Source organism: Burkholderia territorii (genome assembly GCF_902833055.1).
GTDB lineage: Bacteria > Pseudomonadota > Gammaproteobacteria > Burkholderiales > Burkholderiaceae > Burkholderia > Burkholderia territorii.
The window spans coordinates 270,648-293,161 of sequence record NZ_CADFEJ010000002.1; the positions used below are offsets into that span (position 1 = coordinate 270,648).

Annotated in this window: 18 protein-coding genes; 5 read left to right on the top strand and 13 right to left on the bottom strand. The window is 68.1% G+C overall.

The window, feature by feature from the left end; translation table 11 throughout:
- Positions 1 to 124: 124 nt before the first annotated feature.
- The 3 genes from HW466_RS05825 to HW466_RS05835 all read left to right on the top strand — a co-directional run bounded on the left by HW466_RS05825 (position 125) and on the right by HW466_RS05835 (position 4,065).
- Positions 125 to 748 (top strand): outer membrane lipoprotein, encoded by a 624-nt coding sequence (locus tag HW466_RS05825; protein ID WP_059501360.1) that lies wholly within the window; start codon positions 125 to 127, stop codon positions 746 to 748.
- A 910-nt stretch (positions 749 to 1,658) separates the two neighbouring features.
- Positions 1,659 to 3,383 (top strand): S8 family peptidase, encoded by a 1,725-nt coding sequence (locus HW466_RS05830; protein WP_244138216.1) that lies wholly within the window; start codon positions 1,659 to 1,661, stop codon positions 3,381 to 3,383.
- A 172-nt stretch (positions 3,384 to 3,555) separates the two neighbouring features.
- Positions 3,556 to 4,065: a GNAT family N-acetyltransferase gene (locus HW466_RS05835; RefSeq protein ID WP_151003016.1), complete on the top strand. Its 510-nt coding sequence runs from the start codon at positions 3,556 to 3,558 to the stop codon at positions 4,063 to 4,065.
- A 256-nt stretch (positions 4,066 to 4,321) separates the two neighbouring features.
- On the opposite strand, the gene HW466_RS05840 is transcribed toward HW466_RS05835, so the two are convergent.
- Positions 4,322 to 5,050, bottom strand: coding sequence for a fimbrial assembly protein (locus HW466_RS05840; RefSeq protein ID WP_239005898.1), 729 nt, complete (start codon positions 5,048 to 5,050; stop codon positions 4,322 to 4,324).
- A 369-nt stretch (positions 5,051 to 5,419) separates the two neighbouring features.
- Between HW466_RS05840 and HW466_RS05845 the strand changes: the two genes are divergently transcribed.
- Positions 5,420 to 6,781: an aspartate aminotransferase family protein gene (locus HW466_RS05845; RefSeq protein ID WP_060347167.1), complete on the top strand. Its 1,362-nt coding sequence runs from the start codon at positions 5,420 to 5,422 to the stop codon at positions 6,779 to 6,781.
- A gap of 262 nt (positions 6,782 to 7,043) precedes the next feature.
- Here HW466_RS05845 and HW466_RS05850 read toward each other — a convergent pair whose 3' ends face one another.
- Positions 7,044 to 8,243 (bottom strand): M20 aminoacylase family protein, encoded by a 1,200-nt coding sequence (locus tag HW466_RS05850; protein ID WP_239005899.1) that lies wholly within the window; start codon positions 8,241 to 8,243, stop codon positions 7,044 to 7,046.
- 14 nt (positions 8,244 to 8,257) lie between these two features.
- Positions 8,258 to 9,493, bottom strand: a complete 1,236-nt coding sequence (locus tag HW466_RS05855) for a diaminopropionate ammonia-lyase (protein WP_174905531.1) — start codon at positions 9,491 to 9,493, stop codon at positions 8,258 to 8,260.
- A gap of 180 nt (positions 9,494 to 9,673) precedes the next feature.
- Between HW466_RS05855 and HW466_RS05860 the strand changes: the two genes are divergently transcribed.
- Positions 9,674 to 10,150, top strand: a complete 477-nt coding sequence (locus HW466_RS05860) for an Lrp/AsnC family transcriptional regulator (protein WP_059543483.1) — start codon at positions 9,674 to 9,676, stop codon at positions 10,148 to 10,150.
- 23 nt (positions 10,151 to 10,173) lie between these two features.
- Here the strand turns inward: HW466_RS05860 and HW466_RS05865 are convergent, their stop codons facing one another.
- The 10 genes from HW466_RS05865 to araH all read right to left on the bottom strand — a co-directional run bounded on the left by HW466_RS05865 (position 10,174) and on the right by araH (position 22,513).
- A complete protein-coding gene (locus HW466_RS05865) occupies positions 10,174 to 10,791 on the bottom strand; it encodes a 3'-5' exonuclease (RefSeq protein ID WP_059501346.1) in 618 nt (205 codons plus the stop codon).
- A 190-nt stretch (positions 10,792 to 10,981) separates the two neighbouring features.
- The gene (locus tag HW466_RS05870; RefSeq protein ID WP_151006389.1) at positions 10,982 to 12,706 is read right to left on the bottom strand and encodes a tannase/feruloyl esterase family alpha/beta hydrolase; all 1,725 of its coding nucleotides are present in this window, start codon (positions 12,704 to 12,706) and stop codon (positions 10,982 to 10,984) included.
- A 28-nt stretch (positions 12,707 to 12,734) separates the two neighbouring features.
- Entirely contained in the window at positions 12,735 to 13,883 is a 1,149-nt protein-coding gene (locus tag HW466_RS05875) for a porin (RefSeq protein WP_059798458.1), read from the bottom strand.
- A gap of 67 nt (positions 13,884 to 13,950) precedes the next feature.
- Positions 13,951 to 15,156 (bottom strand): 3-(3-hydroxy-phenyl)propionate transporter MhpT, encoded by a 1,206-nt coding sequence (gene mhpT, locus HW466_RS05880; protein WP_174905533.1) that lies wholly within the window; start codon positions 15,154 to 15,156, stop codon positions 13,951 to 13,953.
- Between the two features lie 208 nt (positions 15,157 to 15,364).
- Positions 15,365 to 17,272: a feruloyl-CoA synthase gene (locus tag HW466_RS05885; protein WP_239005900.1), complete on the bottom strand. Its 1,908-nt coding sequence runs from the start codon at positions 17,270 to 17,272 to the stop codon at positions 15,365 to 15,367.
- Positions 17,273 to 17,283: 11 nt separating this feature from the next.
- Positions 17,284 to 18,732 carry an aldehyde dehydrogenase gene (locus tag HW466_RS05890; RefSeq protein ID WP_174905535.1) on the bottom strand — a complete coding sequence of 483 codons (1,449 nt, stop codon included), beginning with the start codon at positions 18,730 to 18,732 and terminating at the stop codon, positions 17,284 to 17,286.
- 65 nt (positions 18,733 to 18,797) lie between these two features.
- Complete coding sequence (locus tag HW466_RS05895; RefSeq protein ID WP_059448873.1) at positions 18,798 to 19,628, bottom strand: p-hydroxycinnamoyl CoA hydratase/lyase; 831 nt, start codon at positions 19,626 to 19,628, stop codon at positions 18,798 to 18,800.
- A 247-nt stretch (positions 19,629 to 19,875) separates the two neighbouring features.
- Entirely contained in the window at positions 19,876 to 20,379 is a 504-nt protein-coding gene (locus tag HW466_RS05900) for a MarR family winged helix-turn-helix transcriptional regulator (RefSeq protein ID WP_059501335.1), read from the bottom strand.
- Positions 20,380 to 20,539: 160 nt separating this feature from the next.
- Positions 20,540 to 21,439 (bottom strand): SMP-30/gluconolactonase/LRE family protein, encoded by a 900-nt coding sequence (locus HW466_RS05905; RefSeq protein WP_151006484.1) that lies wholly within the window; start codon positions 21,437 to 21,439, stop codon positions 20,540 to 20,542.
- Positions 21,440 to 21,487: 48 nt separating this feature from the next.
- Positions 21,488 to 22,513, bottom strand: coding sequence for an L-arabinose ABC transporter permease AraH (gene araH, locus HW466_RS05910; RefSeq protein ID WP_059467358.1), 1,026 nt, complete (start codon positions 22,511 to 22,513; stop codon positions 21,488 to 21,490).
- Position 22,514: the final 1 nt, after the last annotated feature.

Below are 22,514 nucleotides of genomic sequence, written 5' to 3' on the forward strand. Positions count from 1 at the left end.
AACAGACTTTACACGTTGTTACCCGGCCGCAACGGACGCGCATTCGGCCATTCCTTATACTCACGCCGAGTTCGCCATCCTCACGGAATCCGCCGGCGAACACGTTGCCGATGCAGGAATCATCATGATGCGCATGCCTTCCACGAAGACCGTTCTGTTCGCCTCGCTCGTCGCCGTGGCGGCGCTTCCGCTGACCGCCTGCGTCGCGCCCGGCTACTACGGCGCGCAGCCGGGTTATCCGCAGCAGCAATACGCGACGCCCGGCTATGCGCAGCCCGCGTACTCGCAGCCGGGCTACGTGCAGCAGCAGCAACCGTACTACGACCAGTACGGCAACTCGTCGCAATACGGATCGCAGCCATATGGCCAGTACGGCAATCAGCAGCAATACGGCAACGGCTACGGCACGCAGTACGGCACGGTCGCCAACATCCAGCCGGTCAATGGCTCGGTCGGGCCGTCGGGCGTTGCCGGCACCGTCGTCGGCGCGCTGATCGGCGGCGTGCTCGGCAACCAGGTCGGTCGCGGTCACGGCCGCGATGCGGCCACCGTGATCGGCGCGCTCGGCGGTGCGGTGGCAGGCAACCAGATCGGCCAGCAAATGGGCGCCGCGCAAGGCCCGAGCAGCTATCGCATCGACGTGCAGGTCAGCGACGGATCGATGCGCTCGTTCGACGTACAGTCGCCGGGCAACCTGCGGCCGGGCGACCGCGTGCAGATCAACGGCAATCAGCTGTCGCGGTATTGATGCCGCGCGGGCGTGCGGCGTTTGCGTAACGGCAAGCGCGGCACGTTCCGCAACGCGCGACGCAATCGCATCGCGCGCATTTCGTTCGACTTCCCCGTCGCTTCGACGCGCGTCGTCGCGCCGCCCGCATGCTTTGATCGATGCACGCGTGCGATACATCGCCGCTTCTCGGACACATCGTCCGGACATTTCGTCATTGCCGATCGCGTCCTCTGCCATACGACGGATTGCCACCGTTCGCGCGGCCATCGGCGTTCAATCCGCAGACAAATTCATGAATTTGGGAACACGCCGGGCACCCGGAGTTGATCGCGCGCATCCGTCTTCCCTTGCTGCGTAAGCGTCGTGCCCGGCGACGAAGCCAGCCGCCACACCAGGCCGCAAATGCGCTGCCTGAATCTCATGCCCAATTTTAGGAATTGTCTTATACCCGCGACGGGCTCGCTCGCGCATACTGCGATCTGCTGTTTTCGAGTACGGCGCGATGCGCCGCCAGGTTGCGTTGCAGCCAGCAATATCCCCCACTTGCCGAACCCTTGCCGAACCCTTGCCGAAGGCGCCGCGCGCGCAGCCGGCGGTTGCGCGTGACGGGCACATGCCCGCGTCCTTTGACCGTGTGACCGGCATTCGAGCAATGCCGGCCATATGTCGCTCCGTCCGGGGGGCCGTCGAATCAAGCCTCACGCTCTCGGTCGCTTTCCACGGCAAGGCCACTCGATTCGCGATCGCCGTATCTCGACCCGGCGCCGCTCGCAGCCGTGCCGGTGCAATCGCCGGCGCGAAGCCGGATGGCGACGTACGCGTCGGCACGGCGTCGTGCCACGCAAGGCTTGCAAAACGCACGATTTGGTCGGCGATGCGCCAGCGCCGAGAAACCTGATGCAGCGCGCCTGATTTCGCGGGCGCCACCGTGCATCTTCACGACAACACTCATGGCTCGAGCGGAGTTCGCGACGAGACGGCCACTCAATCAACAGACCGGGAATGGAATGATATGCATACCTTAATGAGTAACCTGATGCGATCACGCACGATGAAAGGCATGACCGCCTCGCTGCTCCCGGTCTTGCTGGTTGCATGCGGCGGCGGCGGCGATGGCGGCAATCCGGGCAATTCGACGGTCGAGACGCACGATCCCGCGATTCACGAGCCGGCCCCGCCTGAAGGCGGTTCGAGCGAGCATGCCGACGACAGCACCTGGCATGAACAGTGTCACGCCGACGACACGTCGATGGTGGCGGCGGAAGGGCCAGCCTTGAACATGTCCACGAATCAGTTGATCGTGAAGTTGCGCCCGCATGTGTCGGCCAGTGATTCCGGATACGGTCGCGGATCGCGCAACGCGTCGGTCGACGTCGACGCGCTCACGCGTGTCGTCGATCGGATCAATGCACGCGCCAACGCAAGCGCGAACGCGTCGCGCGGGCTCCCGGTGCGAATCGCAGTCAAGCGGGTGATGTCGGGCGGAAGCGCGGTCCTGTCCACCACGGGCGCTGATCCATCCGTGGCCGCCCTTGCCGACGAGCTCATGCGTGAACCGGAAGTCGAATACGCCGAACCGGATGTCCGCGTGCACGCCAGTGCGCAACCGCTCGATCCTCATTTCCGCGACATGTGGCATCTCCACGACAGCGATGTTGCCATCCGCATGCCCGGCGCGTGGGACGTGACACAAGGCAACCGGGAAATCGTCACCGCGGTGCTCGACTCCGGCATCACGCCTCATCCGGAGCTTGCAGCGAACGTGCTGCCCGGATACAGCTTCGTCAGCAACGCGCTCGCAGCCAATGGCGTGCCGCGCGGGCCGCGCGCCGACGATCCGGGCGACTGGCTCAGCGAGGAAGAAACGTCGGCCGGCGGAGCATTCCACGGACTGCCCGCACAACCCAGCAGCTGGCACGGGACACGCGTCGCGGGCATTATCGGCGCCACCGCGAACAACGGAATCGGCATCGCCGGGGTCAACTGGTACGGCGCGGTGCTGCCGGTTCGTGTGCTCGGCAAGGGTGGCGGATCGACGAGCGACGTCGTCGACGGCATGCGCTGGTCCGCCGGCATCCCCGTCGCCGGCGCGCCCGCGAATCCGCATCCCGCGCGGGTCGTGAATCTGAGCCTCGGGTCGATCGGCGCGTGCAGCCGTACGTTTCAGGAGGCAGTCGACGAACTCAATGCGAAGGGCGTAACCGTCGTGGCCGCCGCCGGCAACGGCGGCAACAATACGATCGACATGCCCGCGAACTGCCGTGGCGTGATCTCGGTCGGAGCGAGCGACACTACCGGCCGGCGCGCATTCGACAGCAATACGCATCCGCGTGTGACGCTCAGCGCGCCGGGCACGGGAATCCTTTCGCTTGCCAACGACGGCACGCGTGCGCCGGGCGCCGCCGATTACGGCATCACGAGCGGCACCAGTTTCGCGGCGCCGCAAGTGTCCGGCGTGGTGTCGCTGATGCTTGCGGTCAATCCGCGTTTGTCGCCGCGCGAAATCGCGGACATTCTGAAGCGCACGGCCCGATTCCCCGCAGTGACGCAGACAACGCGCTCGTGCCGCGTGATCCCTCCCGGGCGAGGCATCCTCGACGCGCGGGCCGCGATCAACGCGGCAGCGGGCACGCGAAGCGGCAGCCGCTCATGAGCCGATCGAACCACGGGCTCGATCGCACCGTCGTCGCGCGCCGCCTCCGGTGCGCGCGACGCCGTACACCCGATCGCGCTGCCGCAGGATTCCGATTAGCATAGGCGCGACACCTCGCGCGCCCGATCCCGGCGCGCGTCGCCTCGCACTGCGCTGCTCCGGAACTCTCCCGATGACGATCACGACCCGCCTGCTCGACGCGGCCGATGCCGCCCGTTTCCAGACCGTTCGCCTGCGCGCGGTCGACACCGCGCCCACTTCGTTCCTGCCGACACTCGCCGAGGAAGCCGCCGTACCGATCGACGAGTTCGCGACGCGCATCACGCCGACACACGAACGGGCCGTATTCGGCGCGTTCGACGGCGATACGCTCGTCGGCATCACGGGCGTGCGCCGCGACGCGCGCGCGAAGATCGCGCACAAGGCAACGATCTGGGGCGTGTTCGTCGATCCCGCGTATCGCGGGCGCGGCATCGCGCAATCGCTGCTCGACAACGCGACCGCGCATGCCGCGCAGGCATGGCAGTGCAAGCAATTGATGCTCTGCGTGAACGCGGTCAATGGCGCGGCGGAACGGCTGTATGCGTCACAAGGGTTCGTGCGCTTCGGCACGGAGCCACGGTCGCTATTGGTCGACGGGCAGTTTTACGACGAGCACTACATGGTGAAGACGTTGGTGTAGCGTGCGGCCGCCACGTACGGGAAGCCGCGCTTACGTAAGTGAGCACTGACCCAGCAGCGCAATGCGCTTGGAAGCGCCCCGCCATCCGCAGCCACGCCGCCGGCCAGCGCCCTACGCGGGCGCCGAACGACGCGATCGGGATGTGAGCACACACCAACTTTCCATACAACACGACCCTGTCGACCGGCCAGCGCCGGTTTATGCGCAAAAACTCCAATAGCAGCCACTCGGCCGCTGACACCGGCCGGTCGACTCCTCATCTGCCGGCAGTCGCGCCCACACCGCCCGGCGCCCTGTCCTCTCCCGCCGAAGCGACCGGTTCGAACATGAGCATCAGGTCGCCCCGATAGCTTCCGTTGACCTCGGCCGCACCGTGCGCGGCCGGCGCAGTGGCGCTGACCGTCAGGCTGCGCGTTTCGTCGTAGCCGTTGATACCCGGCTTGGCCAGTGTGAGCGTGCGAGCGCCGTCGCCCACGAGTTCCGCGCGACCTGTGTCGTTTGCCAGCATGACTTTCGTATCGGTCATGTCGTAGCGGCCGTTCGACAACGTCAGCGGCTGCAGCAGCGCGACGTGGATATCGGGGTTCGTCGTGTAAATGCGGACCGGCAGCGTCGCGCCGAACGCCTGCCGGGCGCCGCCCGTCGGCTTCAGTTCGACCACACCATATCCGGCTGCCGTGTCCGGCTTCGACACGAACAGGCTGTCGTCGATGCGCGCCGTCAGCCGGATCGTCTTGACGACCGCTTGCGGCGACGTCGGGCCTGCGTGGACGATGCCGGTGAATGCGATGCATCCGGCCGCCGCGATGATGCATTTGCCGATCTTCATTTTATATTCCGTATTCAGGCCGTCTTTTTTAAAATCCGAACACCGTTCATTACCCGCTCGGTTCGAACTCGGCATTCCGTCCATTCCATTCGTCCGCGACATTTCGTTATCTCGGAATTCGAATGCAATATCCCCGTGGAATACGCTGTTCGCCATCGCGTGCGAGATCGATAATGCGTTCGCCTTGCTTGCTCCCGGTTGAGTTCGCCATTCGCAAGGCAGAATTCACTGCATCCGAAGATGCCGTCATACGGCGACATGCTCGAACGATAGGCCGTGAAAAGCCGGAAAAAAATACAGGGAAACCTTCATGCGGATTTGCGGTTTTTATTCACCTGTGCCATCGCTCGATCAAATAGAGGCAAGCAATGCATGACACGGATAATCCGCTGTCACGCACGGCAAGTGGCGCGGCATTCCCTCGCGTCTGCCAGCTCCTGCACGCGCCTCGGTAATTTCGCCTCTATTCAGCCACCCGCGCTCCGCGCTATCGTCTTCGTCATCTTCACAACCGAGGAGCCGCACTTGTCTTCCCGCCACGGAGTCGACCTCATCCGCGCCCGCGCACTGTTCGATCGCGAGCGCCGTGCATTCACCGAAGCCATGCCGATCTCCCGCGCGTTGTCCGCGGAAGCGTCGGAGCATTTGCTGTTCGGCGTGCCGTTGCACTGGATGCAGGACTGGTCGACGCCGTTCTCGCTGGTCGTGAAGGAAGCGCGCGGTGCGACGTTCACCGACGTCGACGGCCATCGTTACGCGGACTTCTGCCTCGGCGACACCGGCGCGATGTTCGGCCATGCACCCGAGCCGGTCGCCCGCGCACTTGCGGAGCAGGCGACGCGCGGCTATACGACGATGCTGCCGAGCGAGGATGCCGCATGGGTGGCGCGCGAACTCGCGCGGCGCTTCAAGCTGCCCGTCTGGCAATTCGCGCTGAGCGCGAGCGACGCGAACCGCTTCGTGCTGCGCTGGGCGCGCGCGGCCACCGGCCGCAATACGATCGTCGTGTTCAACGGCTGCTATCACGGCACGGTCGACGACGTATTCGTCGATCTCGTCGACGGCCGCCCGGTGCAGCGCGACAGCCTGCTCGGACAGTCCTACGACCTGCTCGCGAACACACGCGTCGTCGAGTTCAACGATCTCGACGCGCTCGAAGCAGCGCTGAAGGATGGCGACGTCGCATGCGTGCTCGCCGAGCCGGCGATGACGAACATCGGGATGGTGCTGCCCGATCCGGGCTTCTGGGAAGCGGCACGCGAGCTGACGCGCCGCTACGGCACGCTGCTCGTGATCGACGAAACGCACACGATCAGCAGCGGCCCGGGCGGCTACGCGGCCGCGCACGGTCTCGAACCGGACGCGCTGGTGGTCGGCAAGCCGATCGCGGGCGGCGTGCCGTGCGCGGTGTACGGCTTCAGCGCCGAATTCGCGGCGCGCGCGAAGCAGGCAAAGCTGAATGCGCCGCCCGGCCATTCCGGGATCGGCACGACGCTCACCGCGAACATGCTGGCGATGCGCGCGGTGCGGGCGACGCTCGCCGACGTGGCGACCGATGCCGCGTATGCGCACATGTTCGAACTGGCCGCGCGGCTTGCGACCGGGCTCGAACGGGCGATCGCGAAACGCGGGCTGCCATGGTGCGTGACGCGCATCGGTGCGCGCACCGAGTTCCAGTTCACGCCCGTGCCGCCGCGCAACGGCACGATCGCGGGCGAACAGCTCGACAGCGAGCTCGAACACATCGTGCATCTGTACCTGCTGAATCGCGGCGTGCTGATCACGCCGTTCCACAACATGATGCTCGTGTGTCCGCAGACGACGACCGACGACGTCGATATGCTCGTCGCGCAGTTCGACGCATGCCTGGGCGAGCTCGTCGAATGATTGAATGCCGGCGGCGGAGAAACCCGCGGATCGATTGACGCTCCCTCCGCCCGAAGCGGAGGACGCCCGCCGTCGGCGATGCACGTTCGCATCGGCACGTGTTCGATGGGGCATTGACATCACGATCGTGCACGACACGCGGGATGACGCGGAAAGTCCTGGCGATCCTCCGTCGCACGCGCCCCGCCGGCGCGCCGGGCAAGCGGGCGGCGCAAGCGTGAAGCCGCGCGCAGGCCGCGCTGCTCCGCCGGCCTGACGCCCGTTACACCGCCTTCAGCGCGCGCCGCGCCACTTCCGCGAAATAGCGCGCACCCACCGGCAGGATCTCGTCGTTGAAATCGTACGTCGCGTTGTGCAGCGGCACGCCGCCGCGCGCGGCCGCATCACCGTTGCCGATGAACACGAAGTTGCCCGGAACGGCCTGCAGGAACGCGCCGAAGTCTTCGGAGATCATCATCGGCTGCACGTCGGCGTTCACCGCGTCGGCGCCCGCGACCTGCGCGGCGGCCTGCACGGCCGTGTCGACCCATTCCGGAGAATTCACCGTCGGCGCGAACTCGTGCGTGTACTCGAACGTGCAGGTCGCGCCGTGCGCGCGGCAAATGCCTTCGCTGATCTCGCGCATCCGCGTTTCCAGCAGCGTCTGCACGTCGCGCGAATAGCTGCGCGTGTCGCCCTTGATCGTCACCGTCGACGGCAGCACGTTGCGCAGCCCGTCGGTGATGAATTCCGCGCATGAGATCACGGCCTGCTCGCCCGGATCGAGATTGCGCGACACGATCGTCTGGAGCGCGAGCACGATCTGCGAACCGATCACGATCGGATCGATGCCCATGTGCGGGCGTGCCGCATGCGTGCCTCGTCCATCGATTCGGATCACGAAGTTGTCCTCGCTCGCCATGATGCCGCCCGCGCGCGTCGCGAACGTGCCGGCGCGCATGCCCGGCATGTTGTGCGCGCCGAAGATCGCGTCGACCGGGAAGCGCTCGAACAGGCCGTCGGCCATCATCGCCTTCGCGCCACGGCCATGCTCCTCGGCCGGCTGGAAGATAAAGCGCACCGTGCCGTCGAAGTCCTTGCGCTCGGCCAGCAGTTGCGCCGCGCCGAGCACCATCGACATGTGGCCGTCGTGCCCGCACGCGTGCATCTTGCCCGGCGTGCGCGACGCATGTTCGCGGCCCGGCGCGTGTTCGGCGATGTTCAGCGCATCCATGTCCGCGCGGATGCCGATCGCGCGCGTGCCGGTGCCGGCCGTCAGGTTCGCGACGAGCCCGGTGCCGCCGATTCCGCGATGCACGTCGAGCCCGAGCGTCGTCAGAATCCGCGCCACGTAGTCCGATGTGTTCACTTCCTCGAAACCCGTCTCCGGGTGCTGGTGCAGATGCCGGCGCCAGGTTTTCAGTTGTCGCTGCAGCGTGCTTTCTTCCGTTGCGTCCATCGTGCTTGCCTCGTCGGTCGTCATGTCGTTTGGTTCGCTCAGGCCATCGCCGCTGCCCGGTTCAGCCAGTCGCGCTGGCGTGCGAGCACCGCGTCGGCCGTGTCGCCGACGCACTGCCGGTAGACCGACGGCGCGGTCGCGCCTTCCGTGTTGATCGCGAGCACGCGCGCGTTCGCGTCGAGCCCGATCTGCCGCGCCAGCGCCGGGTCGCGCATCAGCACGGTCAGCCCCGCGATGCCCGCCGCGCCCGACTCGCCGGACACGAACGGCACGTCGCGTTCGCTGCCGGCGGCAAGCCCGCGCATCGCCTGCACCGCGTCGTCGTCGTCGATCAGCATGAAGTGGTCGATGCACGGCTCGAGGAAGTCCCACGCGAGCGGCGACGCCTCGCCGCACGCGAGCCCGGCCATCACCGAATCGACGCTGCCGGTCGCCTTCGTCGCGCGCCCGGCGAGCGCGCTCTGGTACAGGCAATCGGCCTGACGCGGCTCGACGACGATGAAATGCGGCCGCCGTGCGCCTGCGTGCTCCCACAGATAACTCGCGACACCGGCCGCGAGGCCGCCCACGCCGCCTTGCAGGAACACGTGCGTAAACGGCCGGCCGTCTTCGCCGGCGGGCTGCTGCGCGAGCGCCTCGGCCGCGATCACGCCGTAGCCCTGCATCACGTCGCGCGGTATCGCCTCGTAGCCGTCGTATGACGTATCCGACACGACGTGCCGGCCATTCGCGTCCGCGAGCCGCGCGGCGTGCACGACGGATTCGTCGTAGTTGCCGGCGATCCGCACGATCCGCGCGCCGTGCGCGGCGATCGCATGCTCGCGCTCCGCGTCGACGCGCGCATGCAGCACGATCACGCAGCGGCAGCCGATCGCGCGCGCGGCGGCGGCCAGCGCACGGCCGTGATTGCCGTCTGTCGCGCTGATCACCGTGAGCCCGGCCAGCGACGCCGCGTAGCGCCCGGTGACGAGCCCGCACGGATCGAGCGCCTCGTTGCGCCGCAGCCGCTTCACGAGCCGCATCAGCGCGATCGGCGCGCCGAGCGCCTTGAAGCTGCCGAGCGGCGAACGGCATGCTTCGTCCTTCACGCCGACGCTCGCGACGCCGAGCCGCGCGGCCAGGTCGGGCAATATGCGCAACGGCGTGCGCGCCGCGCCGACGAGCGGCCAGTGCGACAGCCACGCGCCGCTCTCGTCGGCCGCGGCGATGTTCATGATGCGGCGCAGCGCGTCGGGATAATCGGCGCGCTGCGCGCGGGGATTGGCGATGAGCATGGCGGAAAGGGCTCCGGAAAAAGGGCGGCGCAGGCGGCCCGTCGGTGGATGCGGTACGCGCGCATACGGGTTGCGCTCGCCGTCGGTCCGAAAATAATATTGCGCAAGCCGGTCAACAAAATCGCCAAATCAGCGAGCCGGACGCAAAAATTTCTCATTTTTCGAGGCTACCGCGCCATCATGTCCATTCCACTCGATACGTTCGATCGCAAGCTGCTGATGGAAGTCCAGCGTGACGCGCACACGCCTCAGAACGAGCTCGGCGCCCGCGTGAACCTGTCGACCGCCGCCGTGAACCGTCGCTTGCGGCGGCTCGCGGAAAGCGGCGTGATCGAGCGCTATACGGCCGTCGTCGCGCCGGAGAAGGTCGATCATCCGCTGACGATCGTCGTGAACGTCGAAGTCGAGAGCGAGCAGATCGACCAGCTCGACGCGATGAAGCGCACCTTCGAGCGCTGCCCGCAGATCCAGCAGTGCTACTACGTGACCGGGGAATGGGATTTCGTGCTGATCCTGGCCGTGCGCAACATGGATCAGTACAACGCGCTCACGCGCGAGCTGTTCTTCGCGAACAACAACGTGAAGCGCTTCAAGACGCTGGTGAGCATGAGCCGCGTGAAGGTCGGGCTCGAGGTGCCGGTCGAGGCCGGCGAATGAAGGGTGACGGGTGACGACCGACGTCAGCGCCGGTCGGCCGCCAGCGCGCCGAAAAACGTCGCGACCTTGGCCTTGCTCGTCGTCTGCAACCGCGACATGAGCCCGTGGTCGACTTGCCGCAGCCCGTACGTCTCGCCGATGTCGCGCTGCATCCGGCACCAGAGGTGGGTCGCGATCTCCGCATCGACCATCGCGCGGTGCGCGCGGCCCGCCTTCGGCAGCCGCAGCATGTCGGCGAGGCTCGACAGCCGGTGACTTTGCGCGTGCGGATAGATGCGCCGCGCGACGAGCATCGTGCACGCGAACGCATGGTCGGCCGCCATGCCGAGCATGCCGAGCTCGGCTTGCCAGAACCGCTTGTCGAAGCCGGCGTTGTGCGCGACGACGGGGTGGCTTCCGACGAATGCCGCCGCTTCCTTCATGACCTTCGACACCGGCGGCGCCGACGCGATCATCTCGTTCGTGATTCCGGTGAGCGCGACGACGTCGGACGGAATGCGGCGCCCCGCGTTCATCAGGCTCTGGTAGCGATCGACGATCTCGCCGTCGCGCAGCAGGATCACGGCGATCTCGGTCGCCCTGTCTCCCATGTTCGGGGAAAGCCCGGTTGTTTCGAAGTCGAGTACCGCTACGGTTTGCATGGTCGAATCAGGGGAAGGATGCCTGGCGAGCCACGTCGATCAAGACGCGTCGCGCCGACGCAAAAGCGCAATAGTATCCCCGGATGCGGTGTCCGACGGCAAACGCCGTCGTCGTGCGGCACTTTCGCTGCAAGACGACGGCGAACGTACCGATGCATCCGCGCATCGATACGTTCACATGCCGGCTACATCAGCGACAACTGAAGCTCGCTGCCGAATTCACGTCGCCCGAGCCGTTGTAGCGGGCAACCTGCGGATACGGACACAGCGGACGCGTGCGTCCCGCTCCCCACGACGCCGGCACGTCGGCGTTCGGCACCGCGTTCGTCGTGTCGCGCGCCGTGGCGACGATCGCCGTGGGCGCCTGCCCCTGCTCGACCCACGCGACGAGCGGCGTCAGCATGTCGAACTGGTCGGCCGCCGGCCCGCCCGAGCAATGGTTCATGCCCGGCACCGGATAGAAGCGCGCGAAGCTCGACGCGTCGCCGCCGTTCGCCTGCGCGAGCTGCCTGTACCAGTCGCTCGTGTCGTTGTACGAGAACACCGGATCGCCGGTGCCGTGATAGACCAGCAGCTTCGCGCCGCGCGACTTCAGCGCGGACAGGTTCGTCTCGTCGGGCGGCGTCATGAACGACCACGCGGACTGCGTGTACACGCCGTTCGTCGCGAAGATCGCGGGCGCGTCGTTGTCCATGTCGAAGCCGAGCGCGAAGCCGGCGAGGTTCGCGAGCGTCGCGGCGGTTTTCGGCGGCGTCATGAACGTGAACGCCATCGCGGCCGGATCGAGCGTGATCGAGTTCGACTGCTTCCACGCCGCCCAGCCGCCGGCCGCGACGCCCGGATCGTACGGAAAGCTCGCATAGAGCGCCGTGCCCGCGCTGTTGCGTGCGCCCGCGAACACGTTCTCGAGCGCACTCTTCTGCGCGGTCGTCAGGCAGGCGCCGGTGCGCGTGCCGTTCGCGCAGGTCGGGATGTCGGCCTCGACGCTGAAATGCGCCTGGCAGGCGGCGACGTCCTGCACCATCCCGTCGGTCACGCCGTCGAGCGCATCGCACTTGTCGAGAATCGCCGCACCGACGAACTTGCGTTCCGCATCGGTGAACCCGCTGCGAATGTCAGGCAGCCCGTTCGAGCCCGTCGCCGACGCGATCTTCGCGAACTGCTGCGCGCCGTACATCTCGCCGATCGCCGCCTTGGGCAGATGCAAGCCCGGGTCGCCCGCAATGATCCCGTCGTAGTCGCCCGCGTTGCGCACCGCCGTGACCATCGCGTGACGGCCGCCGTTCGAGCAGCCGCCGAAATAGCTGCGGTCGGGCGCCTTCCCGTATGCGAGCCGGATCACCTGCTTGGCCATCGGCGTGAGCGCGTCGACGGCGCCGTAGCCGTAGTCGAGCCGCGCCTGCGGATCGAGGCCGAACAGCGGGTTCTGCGCGGCGCTGTGTCCGGAATCCGAACTGATCACCGCGAAGCCCTGATTCAGCGCGTCGGTCAGCGGGCCGCCGCCGCCAATCTCGCCGGTCGCGGTCAGGACGTTGCCGTCGAGCCCGCCGTTCGCCTGGTAGAAGAAGCGGCCGTTCCACGCTTTCGGCAGACGCATTTCGAAGCCGATCGCGTAGGTCTGGCCGTCCACCGCGCTCACGCGCTCGTTCATCTTCCCGGCGATCACGCAGTGTTCGGCGATCGGCTTGCCGGCCACCGTCAGCGCGCCGGCGGCCGCGGTGGTCACCGACGTGAACGACGTGTTCGCGTACGACAGCTTCGCCGCGAGCGCGTCGCAGGTTTGCGTCATCGCGGCCGGCGTCGCGGCGCTCAGGTGCGTCGGCGTGGCGCTGACGGAATCGTCGCCACCGCAGCCGGCGAGCATGGCTGCCGCCGACAGCGGTGCGATGCAGAAGAATGCAGATTTCCTGTTCAAGATGTCTCCCCGTCGTCAGGCTGCCGGATCAGAACATGTGCCGCACGCCGACCATCGCGCCGAGCTGCCCCATCCCGGCGCCGGGCGTCGTGCCGGGCCCGCCGCCGCTGACCGCGTAGCGTGCATGCGCGCTATTCCACAGATACGAAGATTGCGCATAGACGGCCGTGCGCTTGGTCAGCAGATAGGTCGCGCGCAGCGTGGCCATCGTCGCCCGCGTGTCGTGCGCGCTGTTGACGATCCGGTAACCCTCGCCGTCGACGATGAAATCGGGCTTCACCGCATACGACGCACCGAGGAAGAACAGGTCCGAATGCGCGCCCGGCGCGGCCGGCGAGCCGGTCGACACGCGCCGCCCGATCCAGCCCGCGCCGATCCGCGCACCGGCGCCCTGCGCATACGCGCTCACGTGCGTGCGCGCGTCCTTGCCGCCGCTGCTGGTGAAGGGCACCGGCGCGATGCCGTCGAAGAAGTTCGCGGCCGCGCCGGTGCCGCCGCGCTGCTCCTCGTACGATGCCGCCGCACCGAAATACGCGCTGTCGTACTTGAGCATCACCGACCAGTTGCGGCACTGGACGGCATCGCCCGGCACCTGCCCCGCGCACGTGCCCTGGCCCGGCGAGTTGCCGGTGCCCGCGCCGTCGCGGCCGAACGAATACGCGGCGCCGAGCGTCACGCCGCGATACGTGCCGACGTAGGTCACCGCGTTGTCGGCGCGGCCGTTCGGCACGTATGCGTCGAACGAGCCGAGCCCGTAGATGTCCGGGCCAATGATGTCCGCGCCCTGCAGCGCGAGGTAGGTCATCGTGTACTGGCGGCCGAACGCGAGCGTGCCGAAGCCGCTCTTCAATCCGACGAATGCCTGCCGCCCGAACAGCCGGCCGCCCTGGCCGAGATCGCCGCCGCGCACGTTGAAACCGCTTTCGAGCGTGAATACCGCCTGATAGCCGCCGCCGAGATCTTCCGTGCCGCGCAGGCCCCAGCGCGACGGCAGCTCGCCGGTCACGCCCGGCATGCGCACGACGTGGTCGCCGGCCGCGTTCGCGTGCGACACGAACTCGACGCCCGTATCGATGATGCCGTACAGCGTCACGCTCGACTGCGCGTGCGCACCCGGCGCGGCAAGCGCGCAGCACGCGCCGGCGGCCAGCAGGCCGTTCCTTGTCTTCGTCTTCATTTCGTTGCGTCTCCAGACCGTGATGAGTTGCGCGCTCTGACGGCGCGCATTGAAAAAACGAAGCGTTTCAGTCGCCGGTTTGCGGGCGGCGAATCAGCACGAAGGCAGCGAAGGCCGCGACGAGCGTGACGGGAATGCTCGCGCCGATCACGACCGGCGCACTGCGGCCCGCGGCCAGCAGCGTCGCGGCCGCGAGCGGCCCGACGACGGAGCCGAGCCGGCCGACGGCCACCGCCGCGCCGACGCCGGTGCCGCGCATCGCGGTCGGGTAGTAGATCGCCGCGAGCGCATACAGCACCGACTGACCGCCGACCACGAACATCCCGGCGGCAAATGCGGCCGCCGCGAGCGACGCGAAGCCGGGTGCCGCCGCGAGTGCGGCGAGCGACAGCACGATCCCGGCATACATGCCGCCGACCACGCGCGACGCGCGCATCCGGTCGAGCGCCGCGCCGATGCCGAGCGCACCGAGGCCCGCGCCGACGTTGAACGCGATCTGCACGAGGCCGACATGCGCGCGATCGAGCCCGCGCGAGGCCATCAGCGACGGCAGCCAGTTCAGCAGGAAGTAGAGGACGATCAGCGTGCAGAAGTAGCTGACCCACAGCGCGACGGTCGACGTCGTGCGGCCGTCGCCGAACAGCGTGCGCGCGACGCTCGTGCGCGCGGCCGGTGTGCCGGCGACATCGAGGTACGCGCGCGATTCCGGCAGGAACCACGCGAGCAGCGGCACGAGCAGCAGCGGGCCCAGGCCGCCGACGTAGAAGATGTGCCGCCATTCGGTGTCGCCGGCGAGCAGCACGCCGATCACCGACGCGATCACGCCGCCGAACGGGATACCGCAATACATCGTGGCCACCGCGCTGCTGCGCGAGCGCGGCTCGACCGCTTCGGACGACAGCGCGATCAGGTTCGGCATCGCGCCGCCAAGGCCGATGCCGGTCAGCACGCGCACGACGACGAGCATCGCGAAGGTCGACACCTGCGCGGTGGCGAGCGACAGCAGCCCGAACAGCACGGCCGACGCGATCAGCACGCGCTTGCGACCGATCCGGTCGGCGAGCCGCCCGCCGATCATCGCGCCCGGCAGCAGCCCGAAGGTGCCCGCGCTGAACGCGATGCCCATCTGCGACACGGAAAGCCCGAATTCGCGTGCCATGCGCGGCGCGGCGACGCCGACCGACTGCAGGTCGAGCCCTTCGAGAAGGGCGATCGCGAAACACAGCGCGAGCGTGGTCGCGACCGTGGGTTTTGCGGCAACGTAAGTGTTCATCGTGTCTCCATTCCCATGTCTCGTATGTCTTGTAGTCGTCGGCCTTGCAAAGGCCGCCGCGCGCCGCCGCCGGCCAGTGGCGGATCGGCGCGCAAGGTGTCGTCCGAACGGTCGCCTTTATCAGGCAACCTGATTCTCTGGCCGCAAGCATGCCTGCCGGTGTCGTGGCCGGCCGGTCGTTGTTCCTGCTCGCGTCCCCGGCAGCCGCCTACGCGTAAATCACGTCGGGATCGCGCCGTGCCGGGTCGTACAGTGCATCGATGGTCGCCGCGCGATGCTTCTGCACGGCGGCCTGGTTCAGCGAGCCCTTGTCGGTCACTTCGCCGAGATCGAGCGACGGCGGTGTGTCGATCAGACGGATGCGCGCGACGAACGTCGATCCGCCGCTTGCTTGCCGGTTCAGCACGGCAAGCCACGACGCGAACGCCGCGCGCACGGCCGGCGCGCGCAGCACGTCGGTCACCGACGCATCGGCGGGCAGCCCCGCCAATGCGCGGCACGCGTCGACACGCGGAAACACCAGCAGCCCGATATCGTCGCGATTGATCCCGGTGACGACCACGTCCTGCACGTACGGCGCGCCGCTCGACACCGCGTGCGCGCGCAACGGCCCGACGCTGACGAACGTGCCGCTGCTCAGCTTGAAGTCCTCGGTCAGACGCCCATCGAACAGCAGCCCGAGTTCCGGCCGCGCCGGATCGGCGAAGACGCCCGCGTCGCCGCTGCGGTAATAACCTTCGTCGTCGAACACGTCGTGCGGATCGACGTCCGCGTGCCAGTAACCGCGCATCACGTTCGGCCCCTTGAAGCGCAGTTCGTGCTTGCCGCCGCACGGCACGAGCTTCGCATCGCAGCCCGGCGCCGGCAGGCCGATGTAGCCGGCGCGCATCAGCGGCCCGGTCGTGAACAGGCACGACGGCGACGCCTCCGTCATCCCGAGGCCGGCCATGATCCGGATGCGCTCGCCGCAATGCGCTTCGGTCACGCGGTCGAGCCGATCCCACGCGGCCTGCGACAGCCCCGCGCCGCCGAAGAAATACAGCTTCACGCGCGAGAAGAACGTGTCGCGCAGCACGGCATCGCGCTCGAGTGCGGCCGTCAGTTCTTCCCAGCCCTTCGGCACGTTGAAGTAGATCGTCGGCGCGATCTCGCGCAGGTTGCGCACGGTTTCGTCGAAGCGGCCCGGCACCGGGCGGCCGTCGTCGATGTACAGCGTGCCGCCGTTGTACAGCGCGATGCCGAGGTTGTGACTGCCGCCGAACGTGTGATTCCACGGCAGCCAGTCGACCAGCACCGGCGGTTCGCGCGTCAGCTCGGGCATCGTCTGGCGCAGCATCTGCTGGTTGCTGCACAGCATGCGATGCGTGGTCGGCACGGCCTTCGGCAGTTTCGTCGAGCCCGACGTGAAAAGGATCTTCGCGAGATGGTCGGGGCCGATCGCTTCGTGGATCGCGTCGATCGTGCGCGGAACGGTCGCGAGCAGGCGCGACAACGGCACGACGCGGCCGGCTGCGCCGCCGTCGGCTTGCGCATCCGCATCGTTCGCGACGATCAACGCCGCATCGGCCGACAGCGCCGCGTCGAGCGCTCGCGCGAACGGCGCGCGCTCGGCGACGAACACCGCGCCCGGCCGCAGCACGCCGAGCGTGTGACGCAGCTTGCCGTAATCGGTCGACACCAGCGAATACGCGGGCGAGATCGGCGCATACGGCACGCCGGCCAGCATCGCCGCGAACATCAGCTGCAGATGCTCGAGATCGTTGCCGGACAGCACCGCGAGCGGCCGCTCGGCCGACAGCCCGAGATCGACGAGGCCCTGGCCGAGCGCGCGCGCGCGTTCGAGCATCCGCGCATACGTGATCTCGATCCAGCGGCCGTCGGCGCCGCGTCGCGCGGCGAGCACGCGGTCGGGATGCGCGTGCGCGCCGCGCACGAGGCAGTCGGTCAGGCGCGTCGGGTAATCGCCGAGCGGTTCGCGCGAGCGCAGGTACCACGTGCCGTTTTCCGCGCGGCGAATCTCGGCCGAGCCGACCGCGACGGCTGCCGCGCGATAGCGCACGCCATCCGTGCCATCCGTGCCGTTCACCGGGCCGCTCGCGGGCGTCGCAACATTCATCGTCGGCTCGCTCATATCGGATAGTGACGCGGTGTGGTCTGCACGGTGATCCAGCGCAGCTCGGTGAATTCGGCGATCGACGCGCGGCTGCCGAAGCGGCCGTAGCCGCTCGCCTTCGTGCCGCCGAACGGCATCTGCGCCTCGTCGTGCACGGTCGGTCCGTTGACGTGGCAGATCCCCGATTCGATCCGGCGCGCGAGCGCCATCGCGCGAGCGATATCGCGGCTGAACACGCTCGCCGACAGCCCGAACTCGCTGTCGTTCGCGAGCGCGACCGCTTCGTCGTCGTTGTCCGCACGCAGGATCGCGACCACCGGCGCGAACGATTCCTCGCGATAAAGCCGCATGTCGCGCGTGACGCCGTCGACGATCGCGGGCTGCATCGTCGCGCCCTCGATCCGGCAGCCGAGCGGCAGGCGCGCGCCGTGCGAACGCGCGTCCTCGACCAGCGACGCGGCACGCGCGGCCGCGGCCGCATCGACCATCGTGCCGAGCGCATGGCCCGCCAGCGGATCGCCGGCGACCAGCGTGCGCGCCTTGTCGGTCAGCCGTTCGACAAGCGCATCGGCGATCGGCCGCGCGGCGATCACGCGCTCGGTCGACATGCAGATCTGCCCTTGATTGAAGAACGCGCCGAACGCGATCGCATCGACGGCCGCATCGAGATCGGCGTCGTCGAGCACGAGCACCGGCGCCTTGCCGCCGAGTTCGAGCAGCACCGGCTTCAGGTGCGCGGCCGCGTGGCGCGCGATGATGCGCCCGACGTGCGTGGAGCCGGTGAAGTTGATCCGCTTCACGTGCGGATGCGCGATCAGGCGCTCGACGAGTTCCGGCGCATCGGCCGCCGCGTGCGTGATCACGTTGACGACGCCCGCGCCGAGCCCGGCTTCGTCCAGCACCGCGCCGATCAGCGCGTGCACGCCCGGGCATGCTTCGGATGCCTTCAGCACGACCGTGTTGCCGCACGCGAGCGGCATCGCCAGCGCGCGCGTGCCGAGGATCACCGGCGCGTTCCACGGTGCGATGCCGAGCACGACGCCGCACGGCACACGCATCGCGAGCGCGAGATTGCCGGGCACGTCGGACGGGATCACGTCGCCGTCGATCTGCGTCGTCATCGACGCGGCTTCGCGCAGCATGTTCGCCGCGAGCGTCACGTTGAAGCCGAGCCAACCGGGCGTCGCGCCCGTCTCGGCGACGCCGGCCGCGATGAACGCGTCGATGCGCGCGTCCATCAGATCGGCCGCCTTCAGCAACCGGCGGCGCCGTTCGGTCGGCGCGAGCGCCGCCCACGCGGGGAACGCGCGCTGCGCGGCTTCGACCGCCGCGTCGGCGTCGGCCGGGCCGGCCGCCGGCGCGCGCGACGCGAGCGCGCCCGTCGCGGGGTTGAATCGGTCGAAGGTTCGGCCGTCGCGGGCGGTGCACCACTCGCCGGCAATCAGCATCCGTCTGTCGGTCATGTCGTCTCCTGCCTTGCCTGTCTCTGTCGATTGCGTCGGCGCCTGTATCGGCGCTCGTGCTTGTATCAGCGCTTGTATGCCTGCAGGCCAGGCTTGATCGTCTTGTCGTCGAGGAACTGCTTCAGCCCCTGCTCGCGGCCACGCTCCGGATCGCGCAGTTGCGCCTGGTCGAGCTTCGCATACAGGTAATCCTCGCACTGCTCCCACGTGAGCTCGCGCGAACGCTTGAAGCCGTGCTTCGCCGCGCGCAGCACGACCGGGTTCTTGTCCATCAGCCGCGCGGCGAGCGCGATCGTCGCGTCGCGCAGGCCGGCCAGCGGCACGCTGCTGTTCACGAGGCCCATTTCGGCGGCCTCCACGCCGGTGAACGTGTCGCCGGTCATGATGTAGTGCAGCGCGCGGCGATGCCCGACCGTGTCGGCCATCGCCTTGCTGACGAGGTTGCCCGGCGGGATGCCCCAGTTGATTTCCGACAGCCCGAACACCGCTTCGTCCGCCGCGATCGCGAGGTCGCACGCGACGAGCGGCGAGAATCCGCCGCCGAAGCACCAGCCGTTCACCATCGCGATGGTCGGCTTGTTGTACATCCGCAGGCGGCGCCATTGCCATTCCGATGCGTCGCGCCGCACCTTTTCCTGCAGCGCGTCGGAGCCGCCGTCGATTTCGCGGAAATATTCCTTCAGGTCCATGCCGGCCGTCCACGCCGCGCCCGCGCCGGTCAGCACCAGCACCTTCGCTTCGTCGTCGAACTCGACCGCGTCGAGGACCTCGAGCATCTCGCGGTTCAGCGTCGGGCTCATTGCGTTGCGCTTCTCGGGGCGGTTCAGCGTGACCCACGCGATGCCGGCCTCCACCTTCACTTCAACGGTCTGCCAGCGGTTGTCGTACTTGCTCATGTTCGTTCCTGTCGTTCGTTCCTGTGCCAATCAGTGCATTTCGGTGCGCAGCATGCGTGCTGCGAACGACTTCATTTAATATCAGGCTACCTGATATTGCAAGCGACATGAGCGCCGGTGTAAACCCGGAGCGCAACGCGGCGGCAACGACGCAATCGGGGAACGGTCAGGCGACCGGCGGGCGGCGACCGGGCGGGAAAGCGAACGCGGGCCGCACGGGCCCGCGCCGCGACGTTTCGGGAAGGGATCAGCCGCGCAGGTTGCGCGAGAACAGTTCGAGCGCGCGCTGCACGTGCGCGGCGTCGTCGGCGGAGATGTCGCCGAGCATTCGCGCCTCGAGCGGGCGCAGCACGGCTTCGCATTCGCGCAGCATCGCCGCGCCTTCGTCGGTCAGCCTCAGCAGGATGATGCGGCCGTGCGACGGGTCGGCTTCGCGCGTGACGAAGCCGCGGGCGGCCATCACGCTCATCACCTCGTTCGCCGATTGCGGCGTGATCCACGAGCGCTCGGCCAATTGCGCGTTCGACGACGCGCCGCGCGCCTCGAGCACCGACAACGCCGTGTATTGCGCGAGCGTGATGCCGAGCGGTGCCAGCGCGTCGGTCATATGCCGGCGCAGCAGCCGGTCGAGACCGCCGATCACGTAGGTCAGGCGCTGCTGCACGCGCGCCTTCGGCTTGTCGCCCGTCGCACGGGCGGCGTTTTTCACGGCGTTTTTCGGATTCGCGGGCTTGGTCGGTGCGGAACTCATGATGCGGGCGAGATGGAATTGCGGGCCATCTTACCAGCACGTCGGGGAGCGAACGGCGTGTTCAGGCAGGCGGGAACGTTCGCCGTGCGCGCATGCATGCGCGGCCGAGCCCCCGGCTCGCCGCGTCGCACGCATCCCATGAACGGCCTCCGATGCGCGGTCAGCCGCGCGGCGCCCCCGAGAAGCGCGCGGTCGGCAATCCGGCGTGGCGCGTTCGCGCGACGAATACGCCGCCGGCATGCGCATCGCTCGCGAGCGCGGCGTCGCTCAACCCGGCGCGCGCGCTCGTCACGTACAACCGCCCTTCGCCGTCGAGCGTCACGCAGCTCGGCTGTGCGGTCGGCACGGTCACGCGATCGGTCTCGACGCCGTCCGGCCCGTAGCGCACCACACGCCCACCGCCCCACTGCGCGTTCCACAGCCCGCCGTCGCGATCCATCGTCGAGCCGTCAGGGTCGCCGTTTGCATCGGACAGCCGCGCGAACGGCCGCACGTTGGCCACGTCGCCGCCCGTGCGGTAATCGCAGACGAGAATCTCGCGCACCATCGAATCGCAGAAGGTCATCGTCGTGCCGTCCGGCGAGAACGCGATGCTGTTGGCGATCGCCGCCGCCGGCAATGCAAGCCGTTCGAGCGTGAGGTCCGGATTGAGCCGGTAGAAGCCGCCGATTGCGCGCGGCGGATCGCCGCCTTCGTCCTTCATCCCGAACACGAACGCGCCGAACGGATCGCAGCGGCCGTCGTTCAGCCGCGTCGGCAGGTCGGGTTCGACGTCGACGATCCGCGTGAATTCGCCGCTGCGCAGATCGAAGAATGCGAGATGCGTCGCGAGCCCGACGAGCAGCACATTCGGTTCGTGCGTCAGCGCGAAGCACGCGAGCCGTTCCGGCGTCGGCCATTGCGCGAGGTCCGAGCCGTCCGCGCGGCAACGCCACAGCCGCGCACCTTCGATGTCCGTCCAGTACAGCGCGTGCGTCGCGTCGCACCACGTCGCGCCTTCGCCGAGCGTATTGCGGCTGTCGACGAGCAGCGCCGCCGCGCCCGGTTGAATCTGTTGCATGCCGTCTCCCGATATCTGTCTTCGCGGGCGGCCGCGCGTTCGTCAGGGTCAGATCTTCATCGCGCGCCGCTGGTTGCGACGATACTGGTCGAACAGCACCGCGAGCAACAGAATTCCGCCGCGTATCAGATATTGGTAAAAGGTCGGCACGTTCAGCAGGCTCATCGCGTCCTGCACGGAGCCCATGATCAGCACGCCGACCAGCACGCCGGAAATCGTCGCGACGCCGCCCGTCAGCGACACGCCGCCGAGCACGCATGCGGAAATCACGCCGAGCTCGAGGCCGACGGACGTCTTCGGATCGCCGAGGCTCATCCGCGATGCGAGCATCACGCCGGCGAAGCCGGTCACGAGGCCCTGCAGCACGAACACCGCGATCTTGATGCGCATCACCGGCAGCCCCGCGAGCAGCGCGGCCTCGCCGTTGCCGCCGACGGCCAGCACGTTCTTGCCGAACACCGTCTTGCGCAACAGGAAGCCGAACACGACGAAGCCGACGATGTTGCTCCAGATCGGATACGAAATGCCGAGGAACGACCCGCCGCCGAGATCGAAGAAGCGCTCCTCGGAGATCATCACCGCGTCGCCGTTCGACGTGATGAACGCGAGCCCGCGCACGACTTCCATCATCGCAAGTGTGACGATCAGCGAGTTGATTCGCCAGCGCGCGATCAGCACGCCGTTGACGAGCCCGACCGCGCCGCCCGCGAGCACGCCGGCCGCGATGCCGAGCACGACGCTGTGCGTCGCGGTGATCAGCGTCGACGCGACGACGCCCGAGAACGCGACGATCGACGCGACCGACAGGTCGACTTCGCCGAGCGCGAGCACGAACATCATCGTCACCGCGATCGAGCCGATCAGCGTGACCGACAGCAGCAGGCCCTGGATGTTGCGCGGCGTGAGGAAGTCCGGCACGGTCAGCGACAGCGTCGCGAACAGCACGAGAAACACCATCACGATGCCGGAGCGGTTGATCAGTTGCCACATGCCGCCACGCGCGCGCGCGGGCGCGGCTGCGCCCGCTGCATCCGGGGACGGGGAAGTACGTTGGGGTTGCATTGCCTGGCTCATA

What these genes read in the sequence shown, in the direction of transcription:
- HW466_RS05825 (WP_059501360.1), top strand. Translation starts at nt 125, where the DNA reads ATGATGCGCATGCCTTCCACGAAGACCGTTCTGTTCGCCTCGCTCGTC.
- HW466_RS05835 (WP_151003016.1), top strand. Translation starts at nt 3,556, where the DNA reads ATGACGATCACGACCCGCCTGCTCGACGCGGCCGATGCCGCCCGTTTC.
- HW466_RS05840 (WP_239005898.1), bottom strand. Translation starts at nt 5,050, where the DNA reads ATGGCGAACAGCGTATTCCACGGGGATATTGCATTCGAATTCCGAGAT.
- HW466_RS05850 (WP_239005899.1), bottom strand. Translation starts at nt 8,243, where the DNA reads ATGACGACCGACGAGGCAAGCACGATGGACGCAACGGAAGAAAGCACG.
- HW466_RS05855 (WP_174905531.1), bottom strand. Translation starts at nt 9,493, where the DNA reads ATGCTCATCGCCAATCCCCGCGCGCAGCGCGCCGATTATCCCGACGCG.
- HW466_RS05860 (WP_059543483.1), top strand. Translation starts at nt 9,674, where the DNA reads ATGTCCATTCCACTCGATACGTTCGATCGCAAGCTGCTGATGGAAGTC.
- HW466_RS05865 (WP_059501346.1), bottom strand. Translation starts at nt 10,791, where the DNA reads ATGCAAACCGTAGCGGTACTCGACTTCGAAACAACCGGGCTTTCCCCG.
- HW466_RS05875 (WP_059798458.1), bottom strand. Translation starts at nt 13,883, where the DNA reads ATGAAGACGAAGACAAGGAACGGCCTGCTGGCCGCCGGCGCGTGCTGC.
- mhpT (WP_174905533.1), bottom strand. Translation starts at nt 15,156, where the DNA reads ATGAACACTTACGTTGCCGCAAAACCCACGGTCGCGACCACGCTCGCG.
- HW466_RS05885 (WP_239005900.1), bottom strand. Translation starts at nt 17,272, where the DNA reads ATGAATGTTGCGACGCCCGCGAGCGGCCCGGTGAACGGCACGGATGGC.
- HW466_RS05890 (WP_174905535.1), bottom strand. Translation starts at nt 18,732, where the DNA reads ATGACCGACAGACGGATGCTGATTGCCGGCGAGTGGTGCACCGCCCGC.
- HW466_RS05895 (WP_059448873.1), bottom strand. Translation starts at nt 19,628, where the DNA reads ATGAGCAAGTACGACAACCGCTGGCAGACCGTTGAAGTGAAGGTGGAG.
- HW466_RS05900 (WP_059501335.1), bottom strand. Translation starts at nt 20,379, where the DNA reads ATGAGTTCCGCACCGACCAAGCCCGCGAATCCGAAAAACGCCGTGAAA.
- HW466_RS05905 (WP_151006484.1), bottom strand. Translation starts at nt 21,439, where the DNA reads ATGCAACAGATTCAACCGGGCGCGGCGGCGCTGCTCGTCGACAGCCGC.
- araH (WP_059467358.1), bottom strand. Translation starts at nt 22,513, where the DNA reads ATGAGCCAGGCAATGCAACCCCAACGTACTTCCCCGTCCCCGGATGCA.